Source organism: Pseudomonas sp. BE134 (assembly GCF_031456105.1).
GTDB lineage: Bacteria > Pseudomonadota > Gammaproteobacteria > Pseudomonadales > Pseudomonadaceae > Aquipseudomonas.
This window is the reverse complement of the sequence record NZ_JAVDUA010000037.1, coordinates 23,565-46,966: the sequence shown is the minus strand read 5'-3', so window position 1 is coordinate 46,966 and position 23,402 is coordinate 23,565. Positions and strand designations below refer to the sequence as shown.

Sequence of the window (23,402 nt, the reverse complement as noted above, 5' to 3'; positions counted from 1 at the left end):
TTAACCTCGTTCGTTAACGTCGCACAGCTCCTCTTCGGGGGCTGTCGACGGACGAACGCAAGGAAGATCAGTGGCTGGCAACAAGGAAGTCCCCAGGGTTGAAAACCCGCCCCCCGGTGACGGTCATCACGTCACCCATCGCGTCATGAACGCCACCGAACTGGCCGAGCGCGAGGCACGACAAAGCGCTTACGACGCCATGCTCGCCCGGCAGCAGGCATTTGAAGATCGTCTTCAGGTCTCGGCGAAAAAGCCTGAAATCGCTCGCGCGGGATGCGTTTTTGCCAAGTCCTGCAACCTGCCCAACGCCATCATTGATTACTCGAATCCTTCGGGCATGGTTCCGACTGACAGTCTCAAGGACTACGGCGAAATCGCCTGGCTTGGTGCTCGTAATGTAGACGAAGCCGGACTGCTGAATCTTGAAACCATCAGTGGCAGTACCGTCTCGCTCGGCATAGGTCGGCTTGCACTAAGCGCTCCTACTCTCGCAGCGTCTGTCTTGGCACTTGAAGCAGCAGCAGTCGCCACATTGGCCGGTGTCGTCGCCTTGTTCTGGACGTCGAGCCTGGGTGACAGCGCGCTCTATACCGAAGACCAACTGCGCGCCCTCAAGCAGGCCAGAACCCGCGTTCGTTTGCAGGTCGAGCAACAGGCTGACGGCAGTCTCAACGGCTACGGTTTCTACACTGGCAAAAACCGCGATTGGGAAATGGTCGATGTCGTGCAGTTCACGTTGCGCGGCAGTCAGCAGGTGGCCGATCTCGGGGATGGTGTTGAGCTTATCTGGACACCGGCTGTGGATGGCTCGGACATCCTCGGTATTCCAGCACTGGAAGCTGCGCCGCAAGCGCCACATATCTGGGTGTATCCACCGACGCCTGCGGCGGACCGCATTATCGTGAACCCGGTGTATCCGCCAGAGTACAAGGATTTCATTCTTGTGTTTCCGGCGGACTCGGGGGTGAAGCCGGTTTACATTGTGCTGAGTGTCACGGGAGATCTGAAGTACCACCCTGCGCCAACGGCGTTACCAGCTTTTCCAGATATAAAACCTGCGCCGATGAAAACTTCCGTGCGGGGCGGCGGAAAAAAGCGCAGACGCTGGAAGGATCCGTCAGGGAGAATTTATGAATGGGACTCACAACATGGCAAGGTTGAGTTGTACACGAAACAAGGAAAACATCTGGGAGAGTACAACCCGGAAACCGGAGAGCAGACAAAACCAGCCGATCCGGCAAGGAGAGTAGAAAAATGAAACATGTAATAGAGGTTTTCGACCGTCAGACGGAAGATCTGCTTCTTACCGTAGATGTACCTGCCAGTCGACGTAAAGCTTTGAGAGCTCTGATGAACTGGCAGCAACCGGACGATGAATTCGACGGTCACGACTTGTCTTCAGAACAAGTAAAGGTATTGGAAGACTGGACAGGAAAATCCCTCTTAGGTGCAAATAATGTCGTACAACTGGTATGCACAGAATGACGCGGAGCTATCCAGCGGTACGCCATGCAGTTGAAGCTTTTGATAAAAAAACAGAATTTTTAGTGTTTGAAGTGCCCATCCCCAAGGAGAATATTGAAGAACTGAGAATAATAATGAAGTGGAGCGAACCAGAAGACGAAATCTATGGTTACGATCTTGATAGTGCTCAGATAACGCAGTTGGAAGCTTTGATCGGCATTACGTTCTACGACCCGAAGTACGATTTTCAGCTCGGAAGTCATGCAAGCAAGTAATTTTCTACTCGTAAAAAACCCCGACCAGTCACCTGATCGGGGTTTTCCTTTACCCGTTTCCCGCTTAGTGCGAAACGCGGCTAGTCCCATCAACCGTAGCAATCCGTACCCGCTCACCCACGCGGAAAATTTCATTTTCCTGAACCTGCTGTACATAGGCGCGCATGCTGCCGTCGTCTTCGCGTACGGTGATTTCAACACCCTGGGTGCGGGTCAGGCCTTCTTCGGCTGCCGAGCCCAACAGGCCGCCGGCGACTGCGCCGATGACCGCGGCGACGATGCTGCCGTTGCCGCTACCGATGGAGCTTGCGCCTACACCGCCAACCACTGCGCCTGCAGCGCCGCCGATTGGGGTTTTGGTGCCTTCGATTTTCACTGGGCGCAGCGCTTCGATGGTGCCCATGCGAATCGTTTGCACACGACGCGCTTCATCACGGGAGTAGGAGTCACCGGTCAGGCTCGATTGGCAGCCGGTGAGCAACATCGCCATCGTGGAAAAGGAAGCAACCAACAAAACAGACTTACGCATAGCATCAACTCCAAAGGACAGGTATTCATTATAAACCCCGCACTTTGACGCGTGTCACGGCAACGCCCGGATAAAAGTGGTTTGATTCAGGCCCGGTACAGGCGCCTCGAATAACTCACCAACCGGTTAGCGGCAATTGCCGGAATCCACGCCGCACCAAGGATTTTTCATGGACTACTTCATCATTGTCGTCACGACCGTCGCGGGGCTGTACTTCCACGGGTGGCTGTACGTGCGGATAAAACGCTGGATGGTCCGAGACCTGGCGTTGGCCTTGGCGGGGGATGACGAGCTTAAAAAAGCGTTCATGCTCCAGCAGCTGGAAAACGCTCAAGCGCAGAAAATCAAGCGTCGAGACTTACAGCAGTGGCTTGAAGCCGCTGCTGCAAGGTATCCCGAACGGTAGACTGCCTAGGGTGCCAGACGTTCAAGAATCCAGTCGACGCCCTGTAGGCGGTAGTTGAGGCGATCATGCAAGCGGCTCGCGCGGCCTTGCCAGAACTCGATGCGCTCCGGCAACAAGCGATAACCGCCCCAGTGGTCCGGACAGTGTGGCGCGGTGTCACTGAAACGCTGCTCGGTGTTCTTGAGCAGCGCTTCCAGTTCCCCGCGATCAGCAATCACCCGGCTCTGCGGTGACGCCCAGGCACCGAGTCGGCTGCCCAGCGGACGAACCTGGAAATAGGCGTCGGACTCTTCAGGCGAGACTTTCACCACTCGACCCTCGATGCGCACCTGGCGCTCCAGGGCCGGCCAGAAAAAGGTCATGGCTGCGAACGGATTCGCTGCCAGATGCTGTCCCTTGGCACTTTCGTAGTTGGTGAAGAACGTAAAGCCCTGTGCGTCCAGACCTTTGAGCAACAGAATGCGGCAATGCGGCCGACCGTCCTGATCGACCGTCGCCAAGGTCATGGCGTTAGCCTCCACCGGCGCTTGCTCGGTTTTCACCGCGTCGGCAAACCACTGGTGGAACAGCCCGAACGGCTCTGCCGGGGCTTGAGCCTCGGTCAGGCCATCACGGGTGTAGTCACGACGCATATCAGCCAGGCGCTGGGTCATGGCGCAGTCCTTTTGGTTAACGAATCACTTCTTGGCGGTTTCAGTGGCGACGTCGACTTTCTTGGTGTCGGCAACTGCTTTGGCCGGTGCAGTCTTTTTCGCCGGAGTTGCGGTTTTAGCGGGCGTTTTCTTGGCGGTGGCTTTGCTGGCCGGGGCCTTTTTCGCGGCAGGTACAGCGGCTTTCTTCGCGGCAGGCGCCGGAGTGACCGGTGTCGTCGGGGTGGCGACTGGCTTGATGTCCTTGGCAGCGACCATGGTCACGGGCGCAGGGGCCGGCATGTTGTACTTGCTCAGCAGCGCCACCATGGTGTTTTGCGGGGTCACCAGCAATTCCACGCGACGGTTCAGGGCTCGACCTTCGACGCTGTCGTTGGCCGCACGCGGGGCGTCACCACCCATGCCACGAAGCATCAGGCGATCACGCTGCAAACCGCTGAGACGGAAGATTGCGGCCACCGATTGTGCACGTTCCTGACTCAGTTTCACATTGGCCGGTGCGGCACCCGAGGTATCACTGTGGCCCAGGACCAACACGGCCGTTTTCGGGTCGACTTCGAGGATCTTCGCGACACGAGTGAACGGGCCAAGGGTGACCGGCAACAGCATGGACGGACGATCCGGGTTGAACGAGCCTTCTACCGGCGCGATGATCACCAACACGTTTTCACGGCGTTCAAGCTGCAGCTTGCTGTCCTTGATCGCTTCGCGCAGGCGCGGCTCGTAGTCGTCAAGCCAGGCCTGGGTGACTTTTGGGTCTGGCATTGGCACGACTTTGGAGCCGCTCTGCTCCTTGCCGCCGAACGGCCACCACCATTGGTTACCCGAGTCTGCATCAGCCTTGGCCACTTGGGCCGGCTTGGCTGCAGGTTTTCCTGCAAGCTCTGCATTAGTCATTTCAGCGGCGCCATCGGAACCGAACGGCCAGTACCAAGGGCTGGCGCTTTCATTCTTGGCTACGGGTGCTGTGGCGGCGGGTTTCAGCGGGGCTGGGGCCGGGGTCGGTTCTTTAGCGGCGACTTTGTCGGACGAACCGAACGGCCACCAGCTGCTGCCCTCGGAATCACTTTGTGGGGTCTGTGCGCAACCGGTGATAGCGAAGCACAGGGCCAAGGCGAGTGTTGGTTTGGATGACATTGGATATCCACAAAATTGAAGTAATGAAAAGTCAGACCGGAGCGGCCCGCACAAACTGACGCTTTGAATCAAAAAGGGCTGCCGGGTTCCGTTCTGGAACCCGGCAGCCGTGTTTACAGACAAGTGGCCAGTACTCGCGCAAGGTTTTGCGCGCGTGGATCCATCAAGACGTACGGCCCCAGGGTATTTGTCACAAAACCGAAGGCCACATCGCGTTCCGGGTCAGCAAAACCGATGGAGCCGCCAGCGCCCGGATGACCAAACGCACGCGGGCCGAGGCCGTAAGTCGCGTTGGGTACATCCGGTTGATCGAGCATGCAACCCAGGCCGAATCGGGTCCGGGTCAATAAAGTCTTGTCGTCGCCGAGGCTGTGTTCGCGGGTCAGCTCATCGAGCATTTCGCTTTCCAGCAGGCTGCCGTCGAGCAGACCGGCGTAAAACCCGGCAAGGCTGCGCGCATTGCCATGGCCGTTGGCGGCGGGTTGCTGCATGCGCCGCCACTCGGGTTTGTTGGTGCTGGTCATGATCGACGGCGGATTGGTGAAGGCACGGGTGGTCATTGCAGTCGGATCACGCATCGTCACTTGCAGCAGACGTTGGGCCGCTGCGTCGCCGACGTTACCCTTGCCACGGGCGATGTGCGCCACACGATGAAATTCTTCATCGGCCAGGCCAACGTGGAAATCCAGCCCCAATGGCTTCGCAATCCGCGCCACGATGGACTCGCCCGGCCCACGACCGTCGGCGCGGCGCAGTAATTCGCCCACCAGCCAGCCGTACGTGATCGCGGCGTAGCCATGACCCTGACCCGGCGTCCACCACGGTGCTTCGGCCGCCAGGGCGTCGACCATGGTTTGCCAGTCGTAAAGCGCTTCTGGCGCCAGCAATTCACGCAACGCCGGCAAGCCGGCCTGATGGCAGAGCAACTGACGCAGGGTCACGGACTCTTTGCCGGCAGCGGCAAATTCGGGCCAGTAGCGTGCAACCGGCGCGTCCAGTTGCAGCTTGCCTTCAGCCACCAATTGCAGGGCCGTGACAGCTGTGAACGTCTTGGTGCAAGAGAACAGGTTGGCGATGGTGTCGCTGTGCCAGGCTTCGCTGCCGTCCTTGTCCGCGGTGCCGGACCAGAGGTCGAGGACAGTTTCGCCGCCGATCTGGATGCACAAGGCTGCGCCACGTTCCTGAGGATCGTCGAACAACGCTGCGAAGGCTTCGCGCACTGCTTCGAACTTAAGCTCGTAATGACCCTGAATCTGCACCCGCATTGCTCCCGGATAATCGCTATACAAACTGGCCCGCATTGTTCCAGCCCTTGAGGGTTTTGGGAATGGGGTCGGGTCGGGCGGTCGCCTGTTGAAATGACTCAGCACAACCCCTCGCCACAGGAAATCAGTGACCTTGGCCGGAGTGCCCACCGGCGCCCTTCCCCGGGCCTTTGCCGGCCTCGGCCTTTCTGCCGCCTTGGGCATCGTGGCTGGCTTTGTCTGCCTCAGCCGCCGCTTTCTCAGCGGCTTTTCCCAACTGGTCGACAGTCGCCAGGTTGCTCTTGCGCACAGACTCGACAAACCCCTGGAACGGCAGATCGGTGATGCCCACCAGACCAAAGTGCCCATTCTCACCGTCCAGCAACCGCCCGGTGACGGGTTGGTCCAGATACTGGAACCAGTGCACTCCGACAATCGAGGGTTCGCTCAGCGCTTGTTTAAGGAAGTTCGCGTAAGCCAACCCACGATCTTCTTCCTTTGCCACTTGTGTCACACCGCCCCAGAACGGGCCGCGATCCGCCGAGCCGAAGTTGAATTCGGTGATCAGCACCGGTTTGTCGAGGCTGCGCAGCTTGGCGAAGTCGTAGCCATCCTGCGGTTGCAGGGTGTACATGTTGAAGCTCAACACGTCGCAATATTGAGCGCAGGAGTCCACGGCTTCCGGGGTGCTGATGGCGAAACGACCGCCCAACAACAGCTGGTTCGGCGCATGCCACTTGAGCGAATCGGAAATGGTTTTGAAATAGGTGTCGGCGAAGACCTTCTGGAAGTATTTGAAGTCGGCTTCGATTTCCGGGTGGTCAACGCTGGGCAGCGGCGGTACGAACCCCGGGTCTTCCATCAATTCCCATGCCGGCAAGTCGATGCCCCAAGCTTTGGACAGACCGGCCTGATTGCGATATTTGTCCCGCAGTTGCTTGAGGAACGCGCGTTTGGCCGGCACGTCGGTGGTCATTTTCAAGGTGCCGTAAGCCAAGGCGTAACGGGCTTTCGGGTCATCACCGGGACCGGCCCAGGCTAATTCGTTGTCAGCGTAGTAGCCGATCAGCCACGGGTCATCGCGATGGTCGCGGGTGGCAATGGCCACGGCTCGTTCGGTGGCCATGGCGAAACGCGGATCGAACGGGTCGGGCATACCACCCCACCAGTCGGTGCCGGTGCTGATGCTGGCGTAATCGCCGACGATCGACAGCGGCAAGGTGTAAGGCACTCGATCAACATTGCCCAGCGACTCAGCGCTCCAGTTTCCGATGGTGTTGAAACCCCAGGCTTGCAGGCGATCCAGGGTGTGGCCGGTCCAGCGTTGTTCATCCACCACCGCTTTGCAGGGTTCGGCGGGAGTGTTCTCAGCCGCTTTCGCAACAGTCGCGTCAACGGCGCCGGTCTTGGCGGCTTCGGCAACGCCGGCTTCGGCGGTCGCCGGGATCACCGGTGGCTCGGCGGCCTTCTCGACCGTCGCTTCGACCGCGTCGGCCTTGGCCGCGGCGGCGACGCCGGCCTTGGTGTCGCTGCCCAATACACAAGGTTCGCCATACAAACGCTGCAAGTTGGCGCCGTAAAAGTCGTACCAGCGACCGGCGTCGTAGCTGCGCCCCTGATCCGCACCATTGCCGCCACGGTTGTTGCCTTCACCAAAATGATTAGCCAGCGCTTCATCGGGTTTTGGCAGGGATTCGAACATCCACTCGCGACTAGCGACGTAGGTCTGGTTAACGTCCGGGGTCACGGTATTGACCCCAAGCGAATAGAACGGATGCCCTTGCGGGGTCACCAGATACCAGCGACCGTCACGCTTTTCGGTACGGAAGTAACCGCTGGCGTTGAACGTCGGGCCTTTGGTCCAGCCACCGAAAGTGTCCAAGGAAGATTTTTCGCGCTCGGCCAGCCAGGTTTTCAGTTGCTGCTGTTCCTTGGCGGCGGCGCTTTTGAGTTGCTCATCGTTGTTGATTTTTTCCGGCCATTTGGCCCGGGTCGACTGACCGTAAGCATCCACCAATCCGCCATAAACGGCGTGGATCACCGCCTCGCCGTCCTGCACGCCAAAACGTTCGAGCAAAATGTTCTGGGCCACTTTCGGTTGATCCATCGACAAGGTCACCGACACCACCTGGCCGCGATCCAGTTGACCGGCGCTGCTGGCCAGCAAAATGCGCTGCCCGTCGACCGTCATCGGCATCGGCGGCCCGGCTTTCATGCCCTGGCTCAAGGGTGAGCTTGCCACCAACGGTACCAGCAAGGTCTGCGCAGGGCCGGCCGGCAAATCGACGCGACTGAACAGTGTCTTGCCGTCATTACTCTGGATTTTTACGTAAAGGGTCACGGCCCAGTCCATCGCACTCTGAATCCGCAGGCTCATCACACCCGACTGTGACCAGTCCCAGGCACCGGTTTGCGGCGTCAGTCGCAAACTCGGCTGGGCCACCGGATTGAAAGTGACCCGGCGCAACACTTCGCCTTCGGCTGTTTGCTCCGCATTGGATTGCGGCAGGCTGGCATCCTGAGTCGTCACCTGGACCACGTCGGCAGTGCGTACAAAGTTGAACAGCGTCTGTTGGCTGGCAGGGGCCGCCAGCAAAGGAGCTGCGAACATCAGGGCAAATACAGCGGGCAACGAACGGCGAATCATAGGAACGTGTTTCTCCCTAACGACCTTCAATGGTCAGTGGAAAAGCGATGGTAGAGAGATAGACAACGCGGTGGGCAAATGTGCCCACCGGTGAATCAGGAAATTTCGCGACGGAATGGCGGCAACGCATTGAGGATGGCTTTGCCGTAACGCTGGGTGACCAGACGTCGATCCAGCAAGGTGATGGTGCCGCGGTCTTCTTCGGTGCGCAGCAAGCGACCGCAGGCCTGGACCAGTTTCAGCGAGGCATCGGGCACGGAGATTTCCATGAATGGATTGCCGCCACGGGCTTCGATCCATTCCGCCAGCGCCGCTTCGACGGGATCGTCCGGCACCGAGAACGGAATCTTCGCGATGACTACGTGCTCGCAGTACGCGCCCGGCAAGTCGACGCCTTCGGCGAAACTCGCGAGGCCGAACAGCACACTGGAGTCCCCGCCATCGACGCGTGCCTTGTGCTTGTTCAACGTTTCCTGCTTCGACAGGTTGCCTTGAATGAACACTTGCTTGCGCCAGTCGCGGTCGAGGCCGTCGAACACGTCCTGCATCTGCTTGCGGGAAGAGAACAACACCAGCGTGCCCCGCGAGCCCTCAACCAGTTGCGGCAGATCCCGAATGATCGCGGCGGTGTGGGCCGGTGCATCACGCGGATCGGCTTTCAGATCCGGTACTCGCAGCACGCCGGCATCAGCATGATGGAACGGGCTCGGAACCACGGCGGTCACGGCTTTTTTCGGCAGCCCGGCACGCATGCGGAAACGGTCGAAGGTGCCCAGGGCCGTCAGCGTTGCCGAAGTCACCAGTGCGCCGTATGCGACGTTCCACAGATTGCGCCGGAGCATTTCCGCCGCGAGGATCGGGCTGGCGTTGACCTCGATGTCGAACAGCGAACCGCTTTCGGCCAGGGTCAACCAACGGGCCATGGGCGGGTTGTCTTCCGGGTCTTCGGCGGTGAACGCGCCCCACAATTCCCAATTGCCCGAGGAACGGGACAACAGGCTGCCAAACAGTGGATACCACTCTTCGGCTTGATTGCTGGCGATGCCGATGTTGACCTCGCCGTCCATGCCTTCCTTGAGCAACTCGGTGAGCCGGGTGAACAGGTCGGTCAAACGGGCAAAGCCCTTCTTCAACTCAATGCCCATCTCGCGCATGTGCTCGGGAATCACCCCGCCAACAAAGCGGTGGCGCGGCCGCTCGCGACCTTCGACGTCTTCGCCGGGTTTGAAATCGGCGGCCTGTTCACAGGCGGTGAACATGAATTGCTGCTGGGTCTTGATCTCGCGGGCCAGTTCCGGCACTTGCTCGATCAGCTTGCCGAGGTCACCCGGCAACGGATGTTGGGCCAGTAATTTGGTGAGGTTTTTCGCGGTGGTTTCCAGCCAGTCGGCGGTGGAGCGCAGACGCGTGTAATGGGCGAAATGGCCGATGGCCTTGTCTGGCAGGTGGTGACCTTCGTCGAATACGTAGATGGTGTCACGTGGATCCGGCAAAACAGCACCGCCGCCCAAGGCCAGGTCAGCCAGCACCATGTCGTGGTTGGTGACGATCACGTCGACCTTGCCCATGCCTTCGCGGGCCTTGTAAAAGGCGCACTGGCCAAAGTTCGGGCAATGGCGGTTGGTGCATTGGCTGTGATCGGTGGTCAGGCGCGCCCAGTCGGCGTCTTCCAGGGCCGTGGACCAACTGTCGCGGTCGCCGTCCCATTTATTGCCGGCGAGTTTTTCGATCATGCTGGTGAACAGCTTCTGACTGGCCTCGTCGACCTCGATCTTGAAGCCTTCTTCTTCGAACAACTGCGCGGTAGCGGTTTGTGCGTGGCCTTCCTGCAGCAGCATGTCGAGCTTGGACAGGCACATGTAGCGCCCGCGGCCCTTGGCCAACGCGAAGCTGAAATTCAGCCCGCTGTTGCGCATCAGGTCAGGCAAGTCCTTGTAGACGATCTGCTCTTGCAGGGCCACGGTGGCCGTGGCGATCACCAGGCGTTTGCCGGCAGCCTTGGCGGTCGGGATCGCCGCCAGGCTGTAGGCTACGGTTTTGCCAGTACCGGTGCCGGCTTCCACCGCAACAATCGCGGGGTCGCCACTGCGCCGGCCTTCGTCGTCGGTGTCAATGTCACCGAGGACTTTGGCAATTTCGGCGATCATCAGGCGTTGGCCGTAGCGCGGCTTGAGGCTCTTGGCTTCGAGAAAACGCGAGTAGGCGCCCTGGATCGTGGTTTTGAGTTCGGTGCTGATCATGGATTGTCGGGCGCAAAAAACGCTGGATAAATTTTCAGTGGTTCGGATCGCCGCTATCATACCCCGCTAATTAATCCCGCGCAGAACGGAGTGCCCCAATGACACCTTTTGGCATCGTTTATACCCTGCATGTCCTGTCCGCCCTCGTGTGGGTGGGCGGCATGTTTTTCGCCTGGATGGTCTTGCGCCCCGCCGCAGTGACAGCGCTGGAAGGCCCCGCCCGGTTGAAACTGTGGGTGGAAGTGTTTCAAGGATTTTTCCGCTGGGTGTGGGTCGCGGTGGTGTTGTTGCCGGTCAGCGGTGTCGGCATGATTCATCTGCAACACATCGGGTTCGAGACCGCGCCGCGGTATGTGCAGGTGATGATGGGCTTGTACGTGGTGATGACGGCGCTGTTTATCCGGATTCAGGCATTAATGTTGCCTGAGTTGCGCGCGGCGGTGACGGCGCAGGATTGGCCGGCAGGGGCGGCGGTGCTAGGGAGAATTCGGCGGTTGGTGGGGATTAATCTTCTGGTGGGCTTGTTGCTGGTGGCGATTGCCGCGGCCCGACCGATGTTTTAATGATCGTTCCCACGCTCTGCGTGGGAACGATCAATCAAAACTGCTTACAACCGCTGAACCGTCACCGACCCCGCCGCACCGGCAGGTCCTGGCTGACCATCAGCACCCGGTTGGCCACTCTTGCCGCCATCGGTGGTGTACACGAGACAGCCCTTGGCCTTGCCACCCGCTCCTGGTTTACCGCCAGGACCTGCAAGGCCACCGGCACCTCCCGCCACCTGCACCTTGATTTTATCCGTCGGAAAATCACGCGGCACCTCCAGCCTTACCTGCGCGCCCGAAGCACCCGGCTGACCATCGCTGCCATTGCTGCCATCCGCACCGCGACCGGCCTGCCCCCAGGTGCACCCCGGTGCCTGGCCATTGGCGCCATCAAGACCGAAAAACCCCGGAGCGCCCGCGCCGCCGCGAGCGTCAACCGACAATTGCGGGGCATTCAACGCATGGATCTGCAAGTTCAGGTTGCGCCCCGACCGTGCAGCTTTCTGGAAACTGCCCGGTGCGCCCCTCGCGGTGATCTGGCTGCCTTCAGACAATTCGGCGCGGCGCACTTTGAATGCCAGCGTTTGTTCACTTGGCACAATGGCAATTCGCGCTTCACGCCCCAAATGCAATTCGCCCACCGTCACTTCGGTCACATTCGAAGGAATCAGCAACGTGCCGTAATCAGCGACTTCCAGCCGCTCCAGTTGCAAGGTACTGGCCGTATTGGGCAGACGCATCAGTGAGTTGCTTTCGACGCTGACAACCTGAGCGCAAGCCAGTGGACTGATAAAAGCGGCGAGCAGACAGAGATTACGCATGGGAAGCCTTAGGTGCGGAGGGAGTCGGGAGGGTTTGCAGGTGAAACACGCCGAAAATGGCAATTTGAAGGCGATCACGCCAAGGATGCGCGCGGCCTCTGAGACTGCGGTTGCAGAACACCAACTCCAGAAGATGGAACAGTGCCAGCGCGCCACCGGCCAGCTCGACCAACGAGTGCAGGGGATAAACAAACGGCGCGAGCAGATTGACCAGCACCACCAACCAGAACAGCAGGGTCAACAACTTCCCCAGCCACCAAAACACCTTCATACGCCCCCCGCTGATCATTATTGTTTGCGAGCACAGTAGCGGCTTCCACGAGGAATATGCCAGAGGGCAACAGAAAAATCTTGATGAAGACTGCCGAATGGCCGTCGACCCACTGTGCGGGTGGTCGACGGCTCTAATTCGTGGCTCAGGTCACATTGATGTTCAAATCCACGCGACGGTTTTTCGCGCGCCCTTCTTCGGTATCGTTTTCAGCCACAGGCTCACTTTCGCCTTTACCTTCACTGCTGACTTTGTTCGGCGCCACGCCCTGACTCAACAGGTAGTCCGCCACGCTGTTGGCGCGACGTTCCGAAAGTGTCTGATTGTAGGCATCGGTACCGACGTTGTCGGTATGGCCGACCACTTTGATACTCGACACATCCGCGCCTTGCAACCTGGTCATCAAGGCATCCAGCTGACTCTTCGCTGCGGGGGTCAGGTCAGACTGGTTGGTGGCAAACAACACATCGCCCGCATCGCTGAGGGTGATGACTTCCGCTTGCACGACAGGTTCTGTCACACCGCCCGGGTATTGCGGCCGCGGACAACCATGATGTTCGACAGGCGTGTCGGCAGGGGTATCGGGGCAGCGATCACGTCGATCGAAGACACCATCGCTATCCTGATCGCCATCCTGAGCGTAACAGATCAAGCCACCGGTCAAGATTCCAAGCGCTGCGCCCCCGGCCGCCCAGGCACCACTTTCGATGGCGCCCAAACCTCCGCCCACCAGACCGCCAATGAGGCTGCAGATCGGCCAGGTTCGTTGATTGAGGGGGGCAGTACCATCACTGTGAGTTGCGCAACCGGTCAACAGGCTGCCAAGCAGCAGAACCGGCAAGACGGTCCTTGTGAGAACGCTCATATTAAAAGCTCCTGTGTTACCGGCTTAATACCGGTTACACAGGAGTAAAGACCCGCATCCGCGACTACACAAGCCGCGGAGCGGAAGGGACTTAACGGTTGATTTTGATTTCCGTGCGACGGTTCTGCGCGCGGCCGTCAGCGGTGCTGTTATCGGCGACCGGCTGGCTTTCACCCGCACCGACCACAGATACGAAGCTGCTGCGTGGCACACCTTCCTGGATGAGGTATTCAACCACCGAGTGAGCGCGTTTATCCGACAGTTTCTGGTTGTAGGCATCGCTGCCCACGCTATCGGTATGGCCGGTAACGGTCAATTGAGCGGAAGACGATTCCCCTTTCAAGCGCGTGGCAACCTTGTCGAGTACCTCTTTGTCGGACTCGGTGAGCGTAGCTTTGTCAAACTGGAAGTGAACATCGCGGATGACAATCGTTTCTTCCTTGACCACGACGGCCTCTTCGACCACAGGCGCAGGTGGAGGGCAACCGTTGGCATCGACCGTCACACCGTGAGGTGTGCCTGGGCACTTGTCGCGACTGTCCGGCACACCATCGCCATCTTCGTCGCCATCACCGTGTACCCAGCAATAGGCTGCGGCCGTACCGCCGACAAGCAGCGCACCATAGCCTGCCCATGCGGAGCTCTCGGTCGCGCCGAGACCCGCACCAATGACACCCCCGACAGCCGCACAGGTCGGCCAGTCGGTTTTCTGCAAACCTGCACAACCAGTCAACACACTGGTTAGCAGAACCAAGGGTAATGCTGTCCGAACTATGCTCATCTAGTTTTCTCCTGAGGGATCGGCTTAGAACCGATTCTGGTAGTAAAGACCCGAGTATTAATCTGCGCCAGCAAGAGGCCACGGCTGTTTTATCTGCGTTCACCACGCAATGTCGTATTTGCTGTAAACCTGCGCTAGGCCCGGACGTTTGGGCAGGCTAGTCTTGGCGCTCTGATTGAGGATCTTTGATGACTGCAGGTATTTCTTCGCGCACGCCGCAACAGGCGTTGGCGGCTTTGCTAGACCGTTACGCCCCCGCGCAGCTGTTGCTGATCGGTGCCAGTGAGTTCCCCGCGCTGGCAGCATTCAAACTTGCCCACCCGGATACGTGTGTGGCCCATGCGGCACCGGGGCCGTTGCCGGAGGACCTGGCGGCGCGCCGGTTTGACCTGGCGCTGGCAGTCGATTGCCTCGAACATTTGCCCAAGCGCGATGGCCTGAACCTGCTTGGCGGGATCCGCAACCTCAACGCCAGCCGCATTGCCGTGTTGGCGGACTTGTCGGCCAGTGGCTGGCAGGAGACGGATTTTTTCTCACTGGCCCTGCAAGCGAGCGAGCGCTTCCAGCGCGACGAACAAGTGTTGACGCTGTTTACCTATGATCTGCTTGAATACAAGCAAGTACCCGATTGGCTCAACTCACGCTTTTGGGCCAATCCGGAAAACTTCGGGAAATATTGGTGGTAATGCCATGAGTACATCCATTTGCCCTTGTGGCAGCGGCACCCTGCTCGATGCCTGTTGCGGTCATTACCATGCCGGGCATCCGGCGCCGTGTGCCGAAGCCTTGATGCGTTCGCGCTACAGCGCCTACGTGCTGGGGTTGATCGACTATCTGGTGGCGACCACCCTGCCTGCCCAGCAGGCTGGCCTGAATCGTCAGTCCATCAGCGACTGGAGTGCGCAAAGCACCTGGCTGGGTCTGGAAGTCGAAAGCTCCGAAGTCTTTGGCGGCCAGCCGGAACATGCCTTCGTGACCTTCACCGCGCGCTGGCACGATGGCAGCGGCGAACACAGCCACCGCGAGCGCTCGTCATTCGTACAGAATGCTGGCCACTGGTACTTCATCGACCCTACCGTGCAACTCAAGGCCGGGCGCAATGACGCTTGCCCATGCGCCAGCGGTCAAAAATTCAAGAAGTGTTGTGCAGGTTATTTCAGCAATTGAGTGACGCCTCGTAGCAGCTGCCGGAGGCTGCGTCCGACTGCGAAGCAGTCGCAAGACCAGGCGAAGCGTTGTTCAGTTGGATCGAGGTGACAGGAATACGACTGCTTCGCAGTCGGACGCAGCCTCCGGCAGCTGCTACAGGTTCAAGGGAGATACACGACCATGATCACCCGGCGACACGCACTTTATCTGCTCAGCCTGCTGCTGTTTTTGGGGCTCACCGGCTGTGCGTCCTGGTTCGTTGACGATGAGCCGGACCCCGTGGTGCATCTGGTCAAGGTTGAAGTCGTGCGGGCAAAACTGCTGGAACAGAAATTTCTCCTGCACTTTCGTATCGACAACCCCAATGACAGCGACTTGAACGTGCGCAGCCTCGAATACCGGATTCACTTGGGTGACATCCTTCTGACCGAAGGCGAGTACGACAACTGGTTCAGCATCGGACCCAAGCACAGCGCCTATGTAAAAGTGCCGATCCGTACCAACCTGTGGCCCAAGGTGCGAGACCTGGTGAAAATGCTGAAAAATCCCGATCAATCCATTCCCTATCGTCTGGAAGGTGAACTGAAAACCGGTTTATTCATCCCTCATGACGTGCACCTGGCGCGCAATGGCGTGATAATCCCCGCCGATTTAATTCCGGAGCACACCCAATGACCCAGCAACCTCACGTCCATGGCCCTGACTGCAACCACGATCATGACCATCACGACCACCATGATCACGACCATGGCCATGTTCACGGCCCGAACTGTGGCCACGCCCCTCAGGAACCGGTGCGCAACGCCCTGAAAGACGTCGGTCGCAACGACCCTTGCCCATGCGGCAACGGCAAGAAATTCAAGAAGTGCCACGGCGCTTGATGCTGCGGGTGAAAATATTTTTCGCCTGTTGAATCGCAATCGCGAGCAGGCTCACTCCCACAATAGATCTCCAGGGTTCACAAATAGTGTGTCCACAGCAGATCCCATGTGGGAGCGAGCCTGCTCGCGATGACTGACTCGAAGTCACCCTCGGCTCAGGATCTGCGCAGTGCTGACGACCGTCGCATACTCCCCGTGCAAATTCCCCAGCGACATCGCATGCACGTCTTCGGCCGAACGGGCATTACCAAAATAATCCGCCTTGTCGAAGGTAAAACACGCATCCTCCGCCACCCACGTTTCAAACCCCAGGTTTCCGGCCGTTCGCGCCGTGGACTCCACCGAGTTGTTCGTTGCCACACCAACAATCACCAATTGATCAATGCCCGCCTCGCGCAAACGCGCCTCCAGATCCGTTGCACAAAAAGCATCCGGCACTTGTTTCTGAATCAGCTGCTCGCCCGCCATTGGCTCAAACCGTTGCTGAAATTCCACGCCTGATTGCTGCGGCCAGAACACTGAATCCGGGGAGCGGGACAGGTGCTGCACATGAATCACCGGTCGCCCGGTTCGACGCCAAAACGCCAACAACTCAAGGATTCTTTCTTCGGCCTGTGGATTATTTCGGCGACCGAGTCGGGGATGCAGAATGCCTTTTTGTTGATCAATGATGATCAGCGCTGCGTGGGTCTTGAGCTCCATTGCGGTCGTTCTCATGCAAGGTCTTTGAGTTTCACGCACTTCAGCATCACCTCCTCTAACAGGCAAGTCATCGAACGCTGGAGGACTAATCGTTCCCACGCTCTGCGTGGGAATGCTGCCCGCCACGCTCCGCGTCCCATCCAAAGCCGAACGCGGAGCGTCCGTTGAGGCATTCCCACGCGGAGCGTGGGAACGATCTTCGGAAAGAAATAACCCGCCCGCCGCTTGCGCGCCCTCCTCCTGCTCACTAACGTAGCGCCTTTATTGCGCCTCTACCCCCGCAGGAGCTTTGCCATGGCCTCGCCAGCCCTTACACATTTTCTTCCCCGGTTCGGCGTTGCCGCAGCAGTGGCCAGTGTTTTGAGTCTGACCGGTTGTCAGACCATGAACGCTCAGGACACCCTCCCGCCGACCTCCGGTGTACAGCCGCTCAAGGGCTTGGCGCAGAACGTATCGGTGCGTCGCAATGCCATGGGCATGCCGTTGATCGAAGGCAACAGCTTCCACGACACGTTGTTCGCCCTGGGTTACGTTCACGCCAGCGACCGCATCACGCAAATGGTGACATTGCGCCTGTTGGCCGAAGGACGGCTGGCGGAGATGTCCGGCGCTGACTTGCTGGATGCTGACCGCTATATGCGTGCGGTCAACCTGAAGAAAAGCGCGGGCGAGCTGTATAAAGCTTCTTCGCCGCGCCTCAAACGCTTCTTCGAAGTCTATGCTCGCGGCGTCAACGCCTACCTGTTCCGCTACCGCGACAAGCTGCCGGCGGACCTCGCGGCCTCCGGTTACAAACCGGAATACTGGAAACCGGAAGATTCGGCGCTGATTTTCTGCCTGCTGAACTTCAGCCAATCGGCCAACCTGCCGGAAGAAATTTCCTCGTTGATGCTGGTTCAGACCGTCACCACCGACAAACTCGCCTGGCTGACGCCGTCCGCACCCGATGAAAAATTGCCGCTGGCTGAAGCCGAAAAATTGCAAGGGATCAAGCTCAACGGGGCTATCCCTGGGTTGGCCGAGATCAACAAAGCCACGGGCCAACTGTCCGACCTGAATCTGTTGGGCGCCAGTTCCTCGAACAACTGGGCGATTGGCCCGCAACGCAGCCGCAGTGGCAAAAGCCTGCTGGCCAGCGACAGTCATGGCTCGCTCGGCGTGCCGTCATTGTTCAGTTACGTGCAGATTCGCGCGCCGAAATATCAGGCCTCGGGCGTGACCATTGCCGGCCTGCCGATGGTGCTCGGTGGCTTCAACGGCAAAGTGGCCTGGAGCATGACCACGGTCATGGGCGACAACCAGGACCTGTTCCTGGAAAAAATCAAGCGTCAGGGCAACGGCCTCACGTACGAAGTGGGTGGCAAATGGCAGCCCGCCGTCGTGCGTAACGAAACCTTCTTCGTCAAAGGCCAGCGCCCCGTTCGCGAAGCCGTGTACGAAACCCGTCACGGTCCGCTGCTCAACAGTGCCCAAGGCATGACACTGGCGAACGGTTTCGGCCTGGCCCTGCAAATGCCGAACTTCACTGATGACAAAACCCTGGACGCGTTTTTCGACCTGTCCCGGGCCCAGACCGTAGAGAAAGCGTCGGACGCCAGTCGCGAAATCCGCGCCATCGCACTGAACATGGTCTTCGCTGACGTCAGTAACATCGCCTGGCAAGTGACCGGCCGTTACCCGAACCGTCGCGAAGGCGAAGGCCTGCTGCCATCGCCGGGCTGGGAAGGTCGTTACGATTGGGACGGTTACGCCGACCCGATGCTCCACCCTTACGATCAGGACCCGGCCCAAGGCTGGCTCGGCACTGCCAACCAGCGTGTCATCCCCCACGGCTACGGCATGCAATTGTCCAATTCCTGGGCGGCACCGGAGCGTGGCGAACGCCTGGCCGAACTGGCGGGCGCGGGCAAACACGACGCACGCAGCGTGATCGCCATGCAGTATGACCAGACCACCACCTTTGCCACCAAACTGAAGAAAATGTTTGAAGCCCCGGGCATGGCCCAGCCACTCAAGCAGGCCATTGAAGCGCTGCCGGTGGCAGAGCGTGGCATGGCGCGTGAGGCGTATACGCGCCTGATGGCGTTCGACGGCAAGCTCAGCGCAACCTCCGCTGATGCGGCGATGTATGAATTGTTTCTGCAAGAAAGCATGAAACAAATTTTCCTCGACGAACTCGGTCCGCAAAGCAGTCCGGCGTGGAAAGCCTTTGTCGCCAACGGCAAGCTGTCCTATGCCGCGCAGGCCGATCATCTGCTGGGGCGCGACGACAGCCCGTTCTGGGATGACGTGCGCACACCACAAAAAGAAGACAAGCCGGCGATCCTCGCTCGCAGTCTGGCAGCGGCGATCAGCGCAGGCGACAGTCAGTTGGGCGGCGATCACAAAGCCTGGCAGTGGGGCAAACTGCACCACTACGAGTGGAAAAACGCCAACGGCCAGATCGTTCGCGGGCCCGTCGCGGCGGGCGGAGACCACACTACGCTGAACACGGCGGCCTTCGCCTGGGGTCAGGACTTCAACACCACGCTGGCCCCGGCCATGCGCTTTATCGTCGACTTCAGCCAGGCCGAGCCGCTGATGGGTCAGAACAGCACCGGTCAGTCAGGCAACCCTGCCAGCCCGAACTACCTCAACAGCATCGAGCCTTGGCTCAAAGGGCAATACATGAGCTTGCCGATGCAGCCACAGAACTTTGACAAGGTGTATGGCAAGACGCAGTTGACCCTGGCACCTGGCAAGTAACCCCCCGATCCTGTGGGAGCGAGCCTGCTCGCGAATCGGCCCTGTCAGCCAACATTTCAGGTGACTGACACTCCGCTTTCGCGAGCAGGCTCGCTCCCACATGGAAATGTGATTGCTCAATAGAATTCAGATAGAACTTCTGGCTTCACGCCTACCTCATACCTAACAAGTCCCTCCATCCTGGCAACAACATGGATCTTGTTATCGCGCGTCCTGAAGGATTGTATTGCCCGGCCGGGGATTTCTACATCGACCCGTGGCGGCCCGTCGAACGTTCGGTCATCACCCACGCTCACAGCGACCATGCCCGTAGCGGCAATCAACACTACTTGGCCGCGTCAGCCGGCGAAGGCATCTTGCGTGCTCGCCTCGGTGCAGATATCAACCTGCAAACCCTGCCGTACGGCCAGCCCCTCAAACATCATGGCGTCACCCTCAGTTTTCACCCCGCCGGCCACGTGCTCGGCTCGGCCCAGGTGCGACTGGAATACGGCGGCGAAGTCTGGGTCGCCTCGGGGGATTACAAGACCGAAGCCGACGGCACCTGTGCGCCCTTCGAACCGGTGCGTTGCCACACCTTCATTACCGAGTCGACCTTCGGCCTGCCGATCTATCGCTGGCAACCTCAGACTCAGGTGTTTGCCGAGATTAATCAGTGGTGGCAGGCCAACGCCGCCGCCGACATGGCCAGCGTGCTGTTCTGCTACTCCTTCGGCAAAGCGCAGCGAATTCTTCACGGTATCGACGCCAGCCTCGGCCCCATTCTGGTGCACGGCGCCGTAGAACCACTCAACCAGGTGTATCGCCAAAGCGGCGTTTATCTGCCGCCAACGATCTATGCCGGCGCGGTTCAAAAGAGTGACCCGATGATGCGCAAAGCGCTGGTCATCGCGCCGCCATCAGCGGGCGGCAGCACCTGGATGCGTCGTTTCGGCGAGTACGGCGACGGCTTCGCCAGCGGCTGGATGCGCTTGCGCGGGACCCGCCGCCGACGCGGTGTCGACCGGGGGTTTGTGCTGTCCGACCATGCCGATTGGCCGGGGCTGCTCTGGGCCATTGAACAAACCGGCGCCGAGCGGGTAATGGTGACCCACGGTTCGGTCGCCGTACTGGTGCGCCATCTGCGTGAACAGGGTCTTGATGCACAGAGCTTCAACACCGAGTACGGCGACGACGAAGAAGAAAACGCCGTGGTCGACCCTGAGCAAGACAAGGCATTGCCATGAAGGCCTTTGCCGAGTTGTATGCCGAACTCGACGCCACCACGTCGAGCAACGCCAAACTGGCTGCCATGCAACATTACTTTGCACAGGCTGCACCGCAAGATGCCGCGTGGGCGGTTTATTTTTTGTCCGGCGGGCGCCCCCGGCAATTGGTGCCCGTGCGTGTGCTGCGAGAACTGGCCGTAGAATTTTCCGGCCTTCAACCCTGGCTGTTCGAAGAAAGTTATCAAGCGGTTGGCGATATGGCAGAAACCATCTCCCTGGTACTGCCCGAATCGCCACACCGTTCCAGCGACGGATTGGCGGTATGGATTGAAGACAAGCTGCTGCCCTTGCGTGGCGAATCCACCGAAGTGCTCGCCGTACAATTGCCCGCACTCTGGTCGCAACTGGACCGCACCAGTCTGATGCTCTGCATCAAACTGATCACCGGCAGTTTTCGTGTAGGCGTCTCCAAGCTGCTGGTGACCCGCGCCCTCGCGGCCATGGCCGGCCTCGACAGCAAGCGCGTGGCCCAGCGAATGGTTGGTTACACCGACCTGTCCCATCGACCCAGCGCTGCCAGTTACCTGAAATTGATCGCGGCTGAATCCAGTGATGAACACGCTCAGCGTGGGGGGCAGCCTTATCCGTTTTTCCTGGCCCATGCGATGTCGCAACCGGTGGAGCAATTCGAAGCGTTGCTCGGCCCCGCGAGCCAATGGCTGGTGGAATGGAAATGGGATGGCATCCGCGCCCAGGTGGTCAAGCGCGACGGGCGTCTGTGGGTCTGGTCGCGTGGAGAAGAATTGGTCACCGAGCGCTTCCCCGAATTTGAGCATCTGGTGCACGGTTTACCCGACGGCACCGTGATCGACGGCGAAATCGTTGCGTGGAAAACTGCAAGCCCCGGCACCGAGGATGCCTTTGACCCCGCCTCGCTCGCCCCTCCCGCCGTGCAACCGTTCGCCCTGCTGCAACAACGAATCGGACGCAAAGTCCTCAGCAAAAAAATCCTCGACGAGGTGCCCGTGGTGGTCCTCGCTTACGACCTGCTGGAATGGCAAGGCGCCGACTGGCGCAATCAGACACAGGCCACGCGTCGCACTCAGCTGGAAACACTCGTCGCCACCTGTCACAGCCCGGCGTTACTCGTCTCACCGGTATTGACCGGCGACAACTGGTTCGACCTCGCCCGCCAAAGGGAAGCGTCCCGCCGTCTCGGCGTCGAAGGCATGATGCTCAAGGCGCGGGATGCGCTGTACGGCGTTGGTCGAACCAAGGACATGGGCGTGTGGTGGAAATGGAAAGTCGACCCGTTCAGCGTTGACGCGGTGCTGATCTATGCACAACGAGGCCACGGACGCCGGGCGAACCTCTTTAGTGATTACACCTTCGCGGTCTGGGATGGCCCACCCGACTCCAGCGAACGCACGCTGGTGCCCTTCGCCAAAGCCTATTCAGGGCTGACCGATGAAGAAATGCGCCAGGTCGACAGCATCGTGCGCAAAACCACCGTGGAGAAATTCGGACCGGTGAGCAGTGTGAAACCGAGCCTGGTCTTTGAACTGGGATTCGAAGGCATCGCCCTGTCGAAGCGACACAAGAGCGGAATCGCCGTGCGTTTTCCGAGGATGCTGCGCTGGCGCCAGGACAAGTCGGTTGAAGAAGCTGACGACCTCGGCACGTTGCAGAATTTATTAAGCTGACCCCATCCCGGTGGGAGCGAACTTGCTCGCGATGAGGCCGTGTCATTCATCGTGTTTGTGACTGATACACCGCTATCGCGATCAAGCTCGCTCCCACAGGGATTTGTGCCAACCCGAACCAACTTGGTGCAGTAGTTCCACGACGCCCGTTTTCGTGCACAATCCCTGCGCCGTCATTTCTTGTATGACCTTTTAAAACGCTTGTTCGGGACTCTGGTTCGGAAATTGCTACTTTCATCGGGTCTTACGCTTTCCAGTAACAATAATTCTGCGCCACAAGCGCTCATATTGGTTCTTAGGGATTGAATAATGAAAAAAGCATTGCTGACCTTTTCTGCACTCGCATTGTGCATGGCTGCGGGTTCCGCACTGGCCAAGGAATACAAAGAATTGCGTTTTGGCGTTGACCCTTCCTACGCACCTTTCGAGTCCAAAGCGGCCGACGGTAGCCTGGTAGGTTTCGACATCGATCTGGGGAACGCGATTTGCGCTGAGCTGAAGGTCAAGTGCAAATGGGTCGAAAGCGATTTCGACGGCATGATTCCGGGCCTCAAGGCCAATAAATTCGACGGTGTGATCTCTTCGATGACCGTCACCGAAGCCCGCGAAAAAGTCATCGACTTCTCCAGCGAACTGTTCTCCGGCCCGACCGCCTACGTGTTCAAAAAAGGTTCTGGCGTGACTGAAGACGTCGCCTCGCTCAAGGGCAAGACCGTCGGCTACGAACAAGGCACTATCCAGGAGGCCTATGCCAAAGCCGTACTGGACAAGGCCGGCGTTAAAACCCAGGCCTACGCCAACCAGGACCAGGTCTATGCCGACTTGACTTCCGGGCGTCTCGACGCAGGGATTCAGGACATGCTGCAAGCCGAACTGGGCTTCCTGAAGTCGCCACAGGGTGCCGATTACGATGTCAGCAAGCCAGTCGACAACGCTTTGCTGCCGGCCAAAACGGCTGTCGGTATTAAGAAAGGTAACACCGAGCTGAAAGCGCTTTTGGATAAAGGTATCAAAGCGTTACACGATGACGGCAAATACGCCGAGATTCAAAAGAAACACTTTGGCGATCTGAACCTGTACAGCGGCAAATAATGCCCGGCGCCCATCTCGCGATGGGCGCTTTTTTTATCCGATCAGGT

Annotated in this window: 24 protein-coding genes; 13 read left to right on the top strand and 11 right to left on the bottom strand. The window is 59.2% G+C overall.

What is annotated here, in order from left to right:
• Nucleotides 1-70 precede the first annotated feature (70 nt).
• Genes J2Y56_RS25285 through J2Y56_RS25275 form a run of 3 tightly spaced genes read left to right on the top strand, consistent with a single transcriptional unit; the run spans nucleotide 71 to nucleotide 1,739 of the window.
• On the top strand, nucleotides 71-1,258 hold the full coding sequence (locus tag J2Y56_RS25285) for a colicin E3/pyocin S6 family cytotoxin (RefSeq protein ID WP_310353374.1): 1,188 nt from the start codon (nucleotides 71-73) through the stop codon (nucleotides 1,256-1,258).
• The gene (locus J2Y56_RS25280) at nucleotides 1,255-1,485 is read left to right on the top strand and encodes a hypothetical protein (RefSeq protein WP_007947244.1); all 231 of its coding nucleotides are present in this window, start codon (nucleotides 1,255-1,257) and stop codon (nucleotides 1,483-1,485) included. Before J2Y56_RS25285 ends, J2Y56_RS25280 begins: the two co-directional genes overlap by 4 nt.
• Nucleotides 1,482-1,739, top strand: coding sequence for a hypothetical protein (locus J2Y56_RS25275; protein ID WP_007947243.1), 258 nt, complete (start codon nucleotides 1,482-1,484; stop codon nucleotides 1,737-1,739). Before J2Y56_RS25280 ends, J2Y56_RS25275 begins: the two co-directional genes overlap by 4 nt.
• A gap of 64 nt (nucleotides 1,740-1,803) precedes the next feature.
• On the opposite strand, the gene J2Y56_RS25270 is transcribed toward J2Y56_RS25275, so the two are convergent.
• Nucleotides 1,804-2,268, bottom strand: a complete 465-nt coding sequence (locus tag J2Y56_RS25270) for a glycine zipper 2TM domain-containing protein (protein WP_007947242.1) — start codon at nucleotides 2,266-2,268, stop codon at nucleotides 1,804-1,806.
• A gap of 169 nt (nucleotides 2,269-2,437) precedes the next feature.
• On the opposite strand from J2Y56_RS25270, the gene J2Y56_RS25265 reads away from it, so the two are divergent.
• Entirely contained in the window at nucleotides 2,438-2,674 is a 237-nt protein-coding gene (locus tag J2Y56_RS25265) for a hypothetical protein (RefSeq protein WP_310353371.1), read from the top strand.
• Nucleotides 2,675-2,679: 5 nt separating this feature from the next.
• On the opposite strand, the gene pdxH is transcribed toward J2Y56_RS25265, so the two are convergent.
• The 5 genes from pdxH to dinG all read right to left on the bottom strand — a co-directional run bounded on the left by pdxH (nucleotide 2,680) and on the right by dinG (nucleotide 10,592).
• The gene (gene pdxH / locus J2Y56_RS25260; RefSeq protein WP_007947239.1) at nucleotides 2,680-3,327 is read right to left on the bottom strand and encodes a pyridoxamine 5'-phosphate oxidase; all 648 of its coding nucleotides are present in this window, start codon (nucleotides 3,325-3,327) and stop codon (nucleotides 2,680-2,682) included.
• A 24-nt stretch (nucleotides 3,328-3,351) separates the two neighbouring features.
• Nucleotides 3,352-4,461, bottom strand: a complete 1,110-nt coding sequence (locus J2Y56_RS25255; protein ID WP_310337652.1) for an OmpA family protein — start codon at nucleotides 4,459-4,461, stop codon at nucleotides 3,352-3,354.
• A 113-nt stretch (nucleotides 4,462-4,574) separates the two neighbouring features.
• On the bottom strand, nucleotides 4,575-5,720 hold the full coding sequence (locus J2Y56_RS25250) for an EstA family serine hydrolase (protein WP_033049469.1): 1,146 nt from the start codon (nucleotides 5,718-5,720) through the stop codon (nucleotides 4,575-4,577).
• 130 nt (nucleotides 5,721-5,850) lie between these two features.
• Nucleotides 5,851-8,352, bottom strand: coding sequence for a beta-agarase (locus J2Y56_RS25245; RefSeq protein ID WP_310353368.1), 2,502 nt, complete (start codon nucleotides 8,350-8,352; stop codon nucleotides 5,851-5,853).
• Between the two features lie 95 nt (nucleotides 8,353-8,447).
• Entirely contained in the window at nucleotides 8,448-10,592 is a 2,145-nt protein-coding gene (gene dinG, locus J2Y56_RS25240) for an ATP-dependent DNA helicase DinG (protein ID WP_007947234.1), read from the bottom strand.
• Between the two features lie 98 nt (nucleotides 10,593-10,690).
• Here dinG and J2Y56_RS25235 point away from each other — a divergent pair, with 98 nt between their 5' ends.
• Nucleotides 10,691-11,155, top strand: coding sequence for a CopD family protein (locus J2Y56_RS25235; RefSeq protein WP_007947233.1), 465 nt, complete (start codon nucleotides 10,691-10,693; stop codon nucleotides 11,153-11,155).
• A 44-nt stretch (nucleotides 11,156-11,199) separates the two neighbouring features.
• Here the strand turns inward: J2Y56_RS25235 and J2Y56_RS25230 are convergent, their stop codons facing one another.
• The 4 genes from J2Y56_RS25230 to J2Y56_RS25215 form a co-directional block, all read right to left on the bottom strand.
• The gene (locus J2Y56_RS25230) at nucleotides 11,200-11,958 is read right to left on the bottom strand and encodes a collagen-like protein (protein WP_310337648.1); all 759 of its coding nucleotides are present in this window, start codon (nucleotides 11,956-11,958) and stop codon (nucleotides 11,200-11,202) included.
• Nucleotides 11,951-12,229, bottom strand: a complete 279-nt coding sequence (locus J2Y56_RS25225; RefSeq protein ID WP_033049463.1) for a DUF1145 domain-containing protein — start codon at nucleotides 12,227-12,229, stop codon at nucleotides 11,951-11,953. Before J2Y56_RS25225 ends, J2Y56_RS25230 begins: the two co-directional genes overlap by 8 nt.
• Nucleotides 12,230-12,374: 145 nt before the next feature.
• On the bottom strand, nucleotides 12,375-13,094 hold the full coding sequence (locus J2Y56_RS25220) for an OmpA family protein (RefSeq protein WP_310353363.1): 720 nt from the start codon (nucleotides 13,092-13,094) through the stop codon (nucleotides 12,375-12,377).
• Nucleotides 13,095-13,185: 91 nt separating this feature from the next.
• Entirely contained in the window at nucleotides 13,186-13,875 is a 690-nt protein-coding gene (locus J2Y56_RS25215; protein ID WP_007947228.1) for an OmpA family protein, read from the bottom strand.
• Between the two features lie 188 nt (nucleotides 13,876-14,063).
• Here J2Y56_RS25215 and J2Y56_RS25210 point away from each other — a divergent pair, with 188 nt between their 5' ends.
• The 4 genes from J2Y56_RS25210 (at nucleotide 14,064) to J2Y56_RS25195 (ending at nucleotide 15,905) form a co-directional block, all read left to right on the top strand.
• On the top strand, nucleotides 14,064-14,561 hold the full coding sequence (locus J2Y56_RS25210) for a DUF6231 family protein (RefSeq protein WP_007947227.1): 498 nt from the start codon (nucleotides 14,064-14,066) through the stop codon (nucleotides 14,559-14,561).
• 4 nt (nucleotides 14,562-14,565) lie between these two features.
• A complete protein-coding gene (locus J2Y56_RS25205; protein ID WP_007947225.1) occupies nucleotides 14,566-15,042 on the top strand; it encodes a YchJ family protein in 477 nt (158 codons plus the stop codon).
• A gap of 162 nt (nucleotides 15,043-15,204) precedes the next feature.
• Nucleotides 15,205-15,699 (top strand): LEA type 2 family protein, encoded by a 495-nt coding sequence (locus J2Y56_RS25200; RefSeq protein WP_007947224.1) that lies wholly within the window; start codon nucleotides 15,205-15,207, stop codon nucleotides 15,697-15,699.
• The gene (locus J2Y56_RS25195; RefSeq protein WP_150780435.1) at nucleotides 15,696-15,905 is read left to right on the top strand and encodes an SEC-C metal-binding domain-containing protein; all 210 of its coding nucleotides are present in this window, start codon (nucleotides 15,696-15,698) and stop codon (nucleotides 15,903-15,905) included. Before J2Y56_RS25200 ends, J2Y56_RS25195 begins: the two co-directional genes overlap by 4 nt.
• A 144-nt stretch (nucleotides 15,906-16,049) precedes the next feature.
• Here J2Y56_RS25195 and J2Y56_RS25190 read toward each other — a convergent pair whose 3' ends face one another.
• Complete coding sequence (locus tag J2Y56_RS25190) at nucleotides 16,050-16,607, bottom strand: cysteine hydrolase family protein (RefSeq protein ID WP_310353395.1); 558 nt, start codon at nucleotides 16,605-16,607, stop codon at nucleotides 16,050-16,052.
• 294 nt (nucleotides 16,608-16,901) lie between these two features.
• Between J2Y56_RS25190 and J2Y56_RS25185 the strand changes: the two genes are divergently transcribed.
• The 4 genes from J2Y56_RS25185 to J2Y56_RS25170 all read left to right on the top strand — a co-directional run bounded on the left by J2Y56_RS25185 (nucleotide 16,902) and on the right by J2Y56_RS25170 (nucleotide 23,355).
• Nucleotides 16,902-19,352, top strand: a complete 2,451-nt coding sequence (locus J2Y56_RS25185) for a penicillin acylase family protein (protein ID WP_310353358.1) — start codon at nucleotides 16,902-16,904, stop codon at nucleotides 19,350-19,352.
• Nucleotides 19,353-19,543: 191 nt separating this feature from the next.
• Nucleotides 19,544-20,578, top strand: a complete 1,035-nt coding sequence (locus J2Y56_RS25180) for a ligase-associated DNA damage response exonuclease (RefSeq protein WP_310353357.1) — start codon at nucleotides 19,544-19,546, stop codon at nucleotides 20,576-20,578.
• Nucleotides 20,575-22,263: an ATP-dependent DNA ligase gene (locus tag J2Y56_RS25175; RefSeq protein WP_310353355.1), complete on the top strand. Its 1,689-nt coding sequence runs from the start codon at nucleotides 20,575-20,577 to the stop codon at nucleotides 22,261-22,263. The genes J2Y56_RS25180 and J2Y56_RS25175 overlap by 4 nt, the downstream gene beginning before the upstream one ends.
• Nucleotides 22,264-22,572: 309 nt before the next feature.
• Nucleotides 22,573-23,355 (top strand): transporter substrate-binding domain-containing protein, encoded by a 783-nt coding sequence (locus J2Y56_RS25170; protein ID WP_007947217.1) that lies wholly within the window; start codon nucleotides 22,573-22,575, stop codon nucleotides 23,353-23,355.
• The last annotated feature ends 47 nt before the right edge of the window (nucleotides 23,356-23,402 follow it).

Bases quoted from the DNA above. Each gene is read 5' to 3' on its own strand.
- J2Y56_RS25280 (WP_007947244.1), top strand. From the start codon at position 1,255: ATGAAACATGTAATAGAGGTTTTCGACCGTCAGACGGAAGATCTGCTT.
- J2Y56_RS25275 (WP_007947243.1), top strand. From the start codon at position 1,482: ATGACGCGGAGCTATCCAGCGGTACGCCATGCAGTTGAAGCTTTTGAT.
- J2Y56_RS25270 (WP_007947242.1), bottom strand. From the start codon at position 2,268: ATGCGTAAGTCTGTTTTGTTGGTTGCTTCCTTTTCCACGATGGCGATG.
- J2Y56_RS25265 (WP_310353371.1), top strand. From the start codon at position 2,438: ATGGACTACTTCATCATTGTCGTCACGACCGTCGCGGGGCTGTACTTC.
- pdxH (WP_007947239.1), bottom strand. From the start codon at position 3,327: ATGACCCAGCGCCTGGCTGATATGCGTCGTGACTACACCCGTGATGGC.
- J2Y56_RS25255 (WP_310337652.1), bottom strand. From the start codon at position 4,461: ATGTCATCCAAACCAACACTCGCCTTGGCCCTGTGCTTCGCTATCACC.
- J2Y56_RS25245 (WP_310353368.1), bottom strand. From the start codon at position 8,352: ATGATTCGCCGTTCGTTGCCCGCTGTATTTGCCCTGATGTTCGCAGCT.
- dinG (WP_007947234.1), bottom strand. From the start codon at position 10,592: ATGATCAGCACCGAACTCAAAACCACGATCCAGGGCGCCTACTCGCGT.
- J2Y56_RS25235 (WP_007947233.1), top strand. From the start codon at position 10,691: ATGACACCTTTTGGCATCGTTTATACCCTGCATGTCCTGTCCGCCCTC.
- J2Y56_RS25230 (WP_310337648.1), bottom strand. From the start codon at position 11,958: ATGCGTAATCTCTGTCTGCTCGCCGCTTTTATCAGTCCACTGGCTTGC.
- J2Y56_RS25225 (WP_033049463.1), bottom strand. From the start codon at position 12,229: ATGAAGGTGTTTTGGTGGCTGGGGAAGTTGTTGACCCTGCTGTTCTGG.
- J2Y56_RS25220 (WP_310353363.1), bottom strand. From the start codon at position 13,094: ATGAGCGTTCTCACAAGGACCGTCTTGCCGGTTCTGCTGCTTGGCAGC.
- J2Y56_RS25215 (WP_007947228.1), bottom strand. From the start codon at position 13,875: ATGAGCATAGTTCGGACAGCATTACCCTTGGTTCTGCTAACCAGTGTG.
- J2Y56_RS25210 (WP_007947227.1), top strand. From the start codon at position 14,064: ATGACTGCAGGTATTTCTTCGCGCACGCCGCAACAGGCGTTGGCGGCT.
- J2Y56_RS25205 (WP_007947225.1), top strand. From the start codon at position 14,566: ATGAGTACATCCATTTGCCCTTGTGGCAGCGGCACCCTGCTCGATGCC.
- J2Y56_RS25200 (WP_007947224.1), top strand. From the start codon at position 15,205: ATGATCACCCGGCGACACGCACTTTATCTGCTCAGCCTGCTGCTGTTT.
- J2Y56_RS25195 (WP_150780435.1), top strand. From the start codon at position 15,696: ATGACCCAGCAACCTCACGTCCATGGCCCTGACTGCAACCACGATCAT.
- J2Y56_RS25190 (WP_310353395.1), bottom strand. From the start codon at position 16,607: ATGGAGCTCAAGACCCACGCAGCGCTGATCATCATTGATCAACAAAAA.
- J2Y56_RS25185 (WP_310353358.1), top strand. From the start codon at position 16,902: ATGGCCTCGCCAGCCCTTACACATTTTCTTCCCCGGTTCGGCGTTGCC.
- J2Y56_RS25180 (WP_310353357.1), top strand. From the start codon at position 19,544: ATGGATCTTGTTATCGCGCGTCCTGAAGGATTGTATTGCCCGGCCGGG.
- J2Y56_RS25175 (WP_310353355.1), top strand. From the start codon at position 20,575: ATGAAGGCCTTTGCCGAGTTGTATGCCGAACTCGACGCCACCACGTCG.
- J2Y56_RS25170 (WP_007947217.1), top strand. From the start codon at position 22,573: ATGAAAAAAGCATTGCTGACCTTTTCTGCACTCGCATTGTGCATGGCT.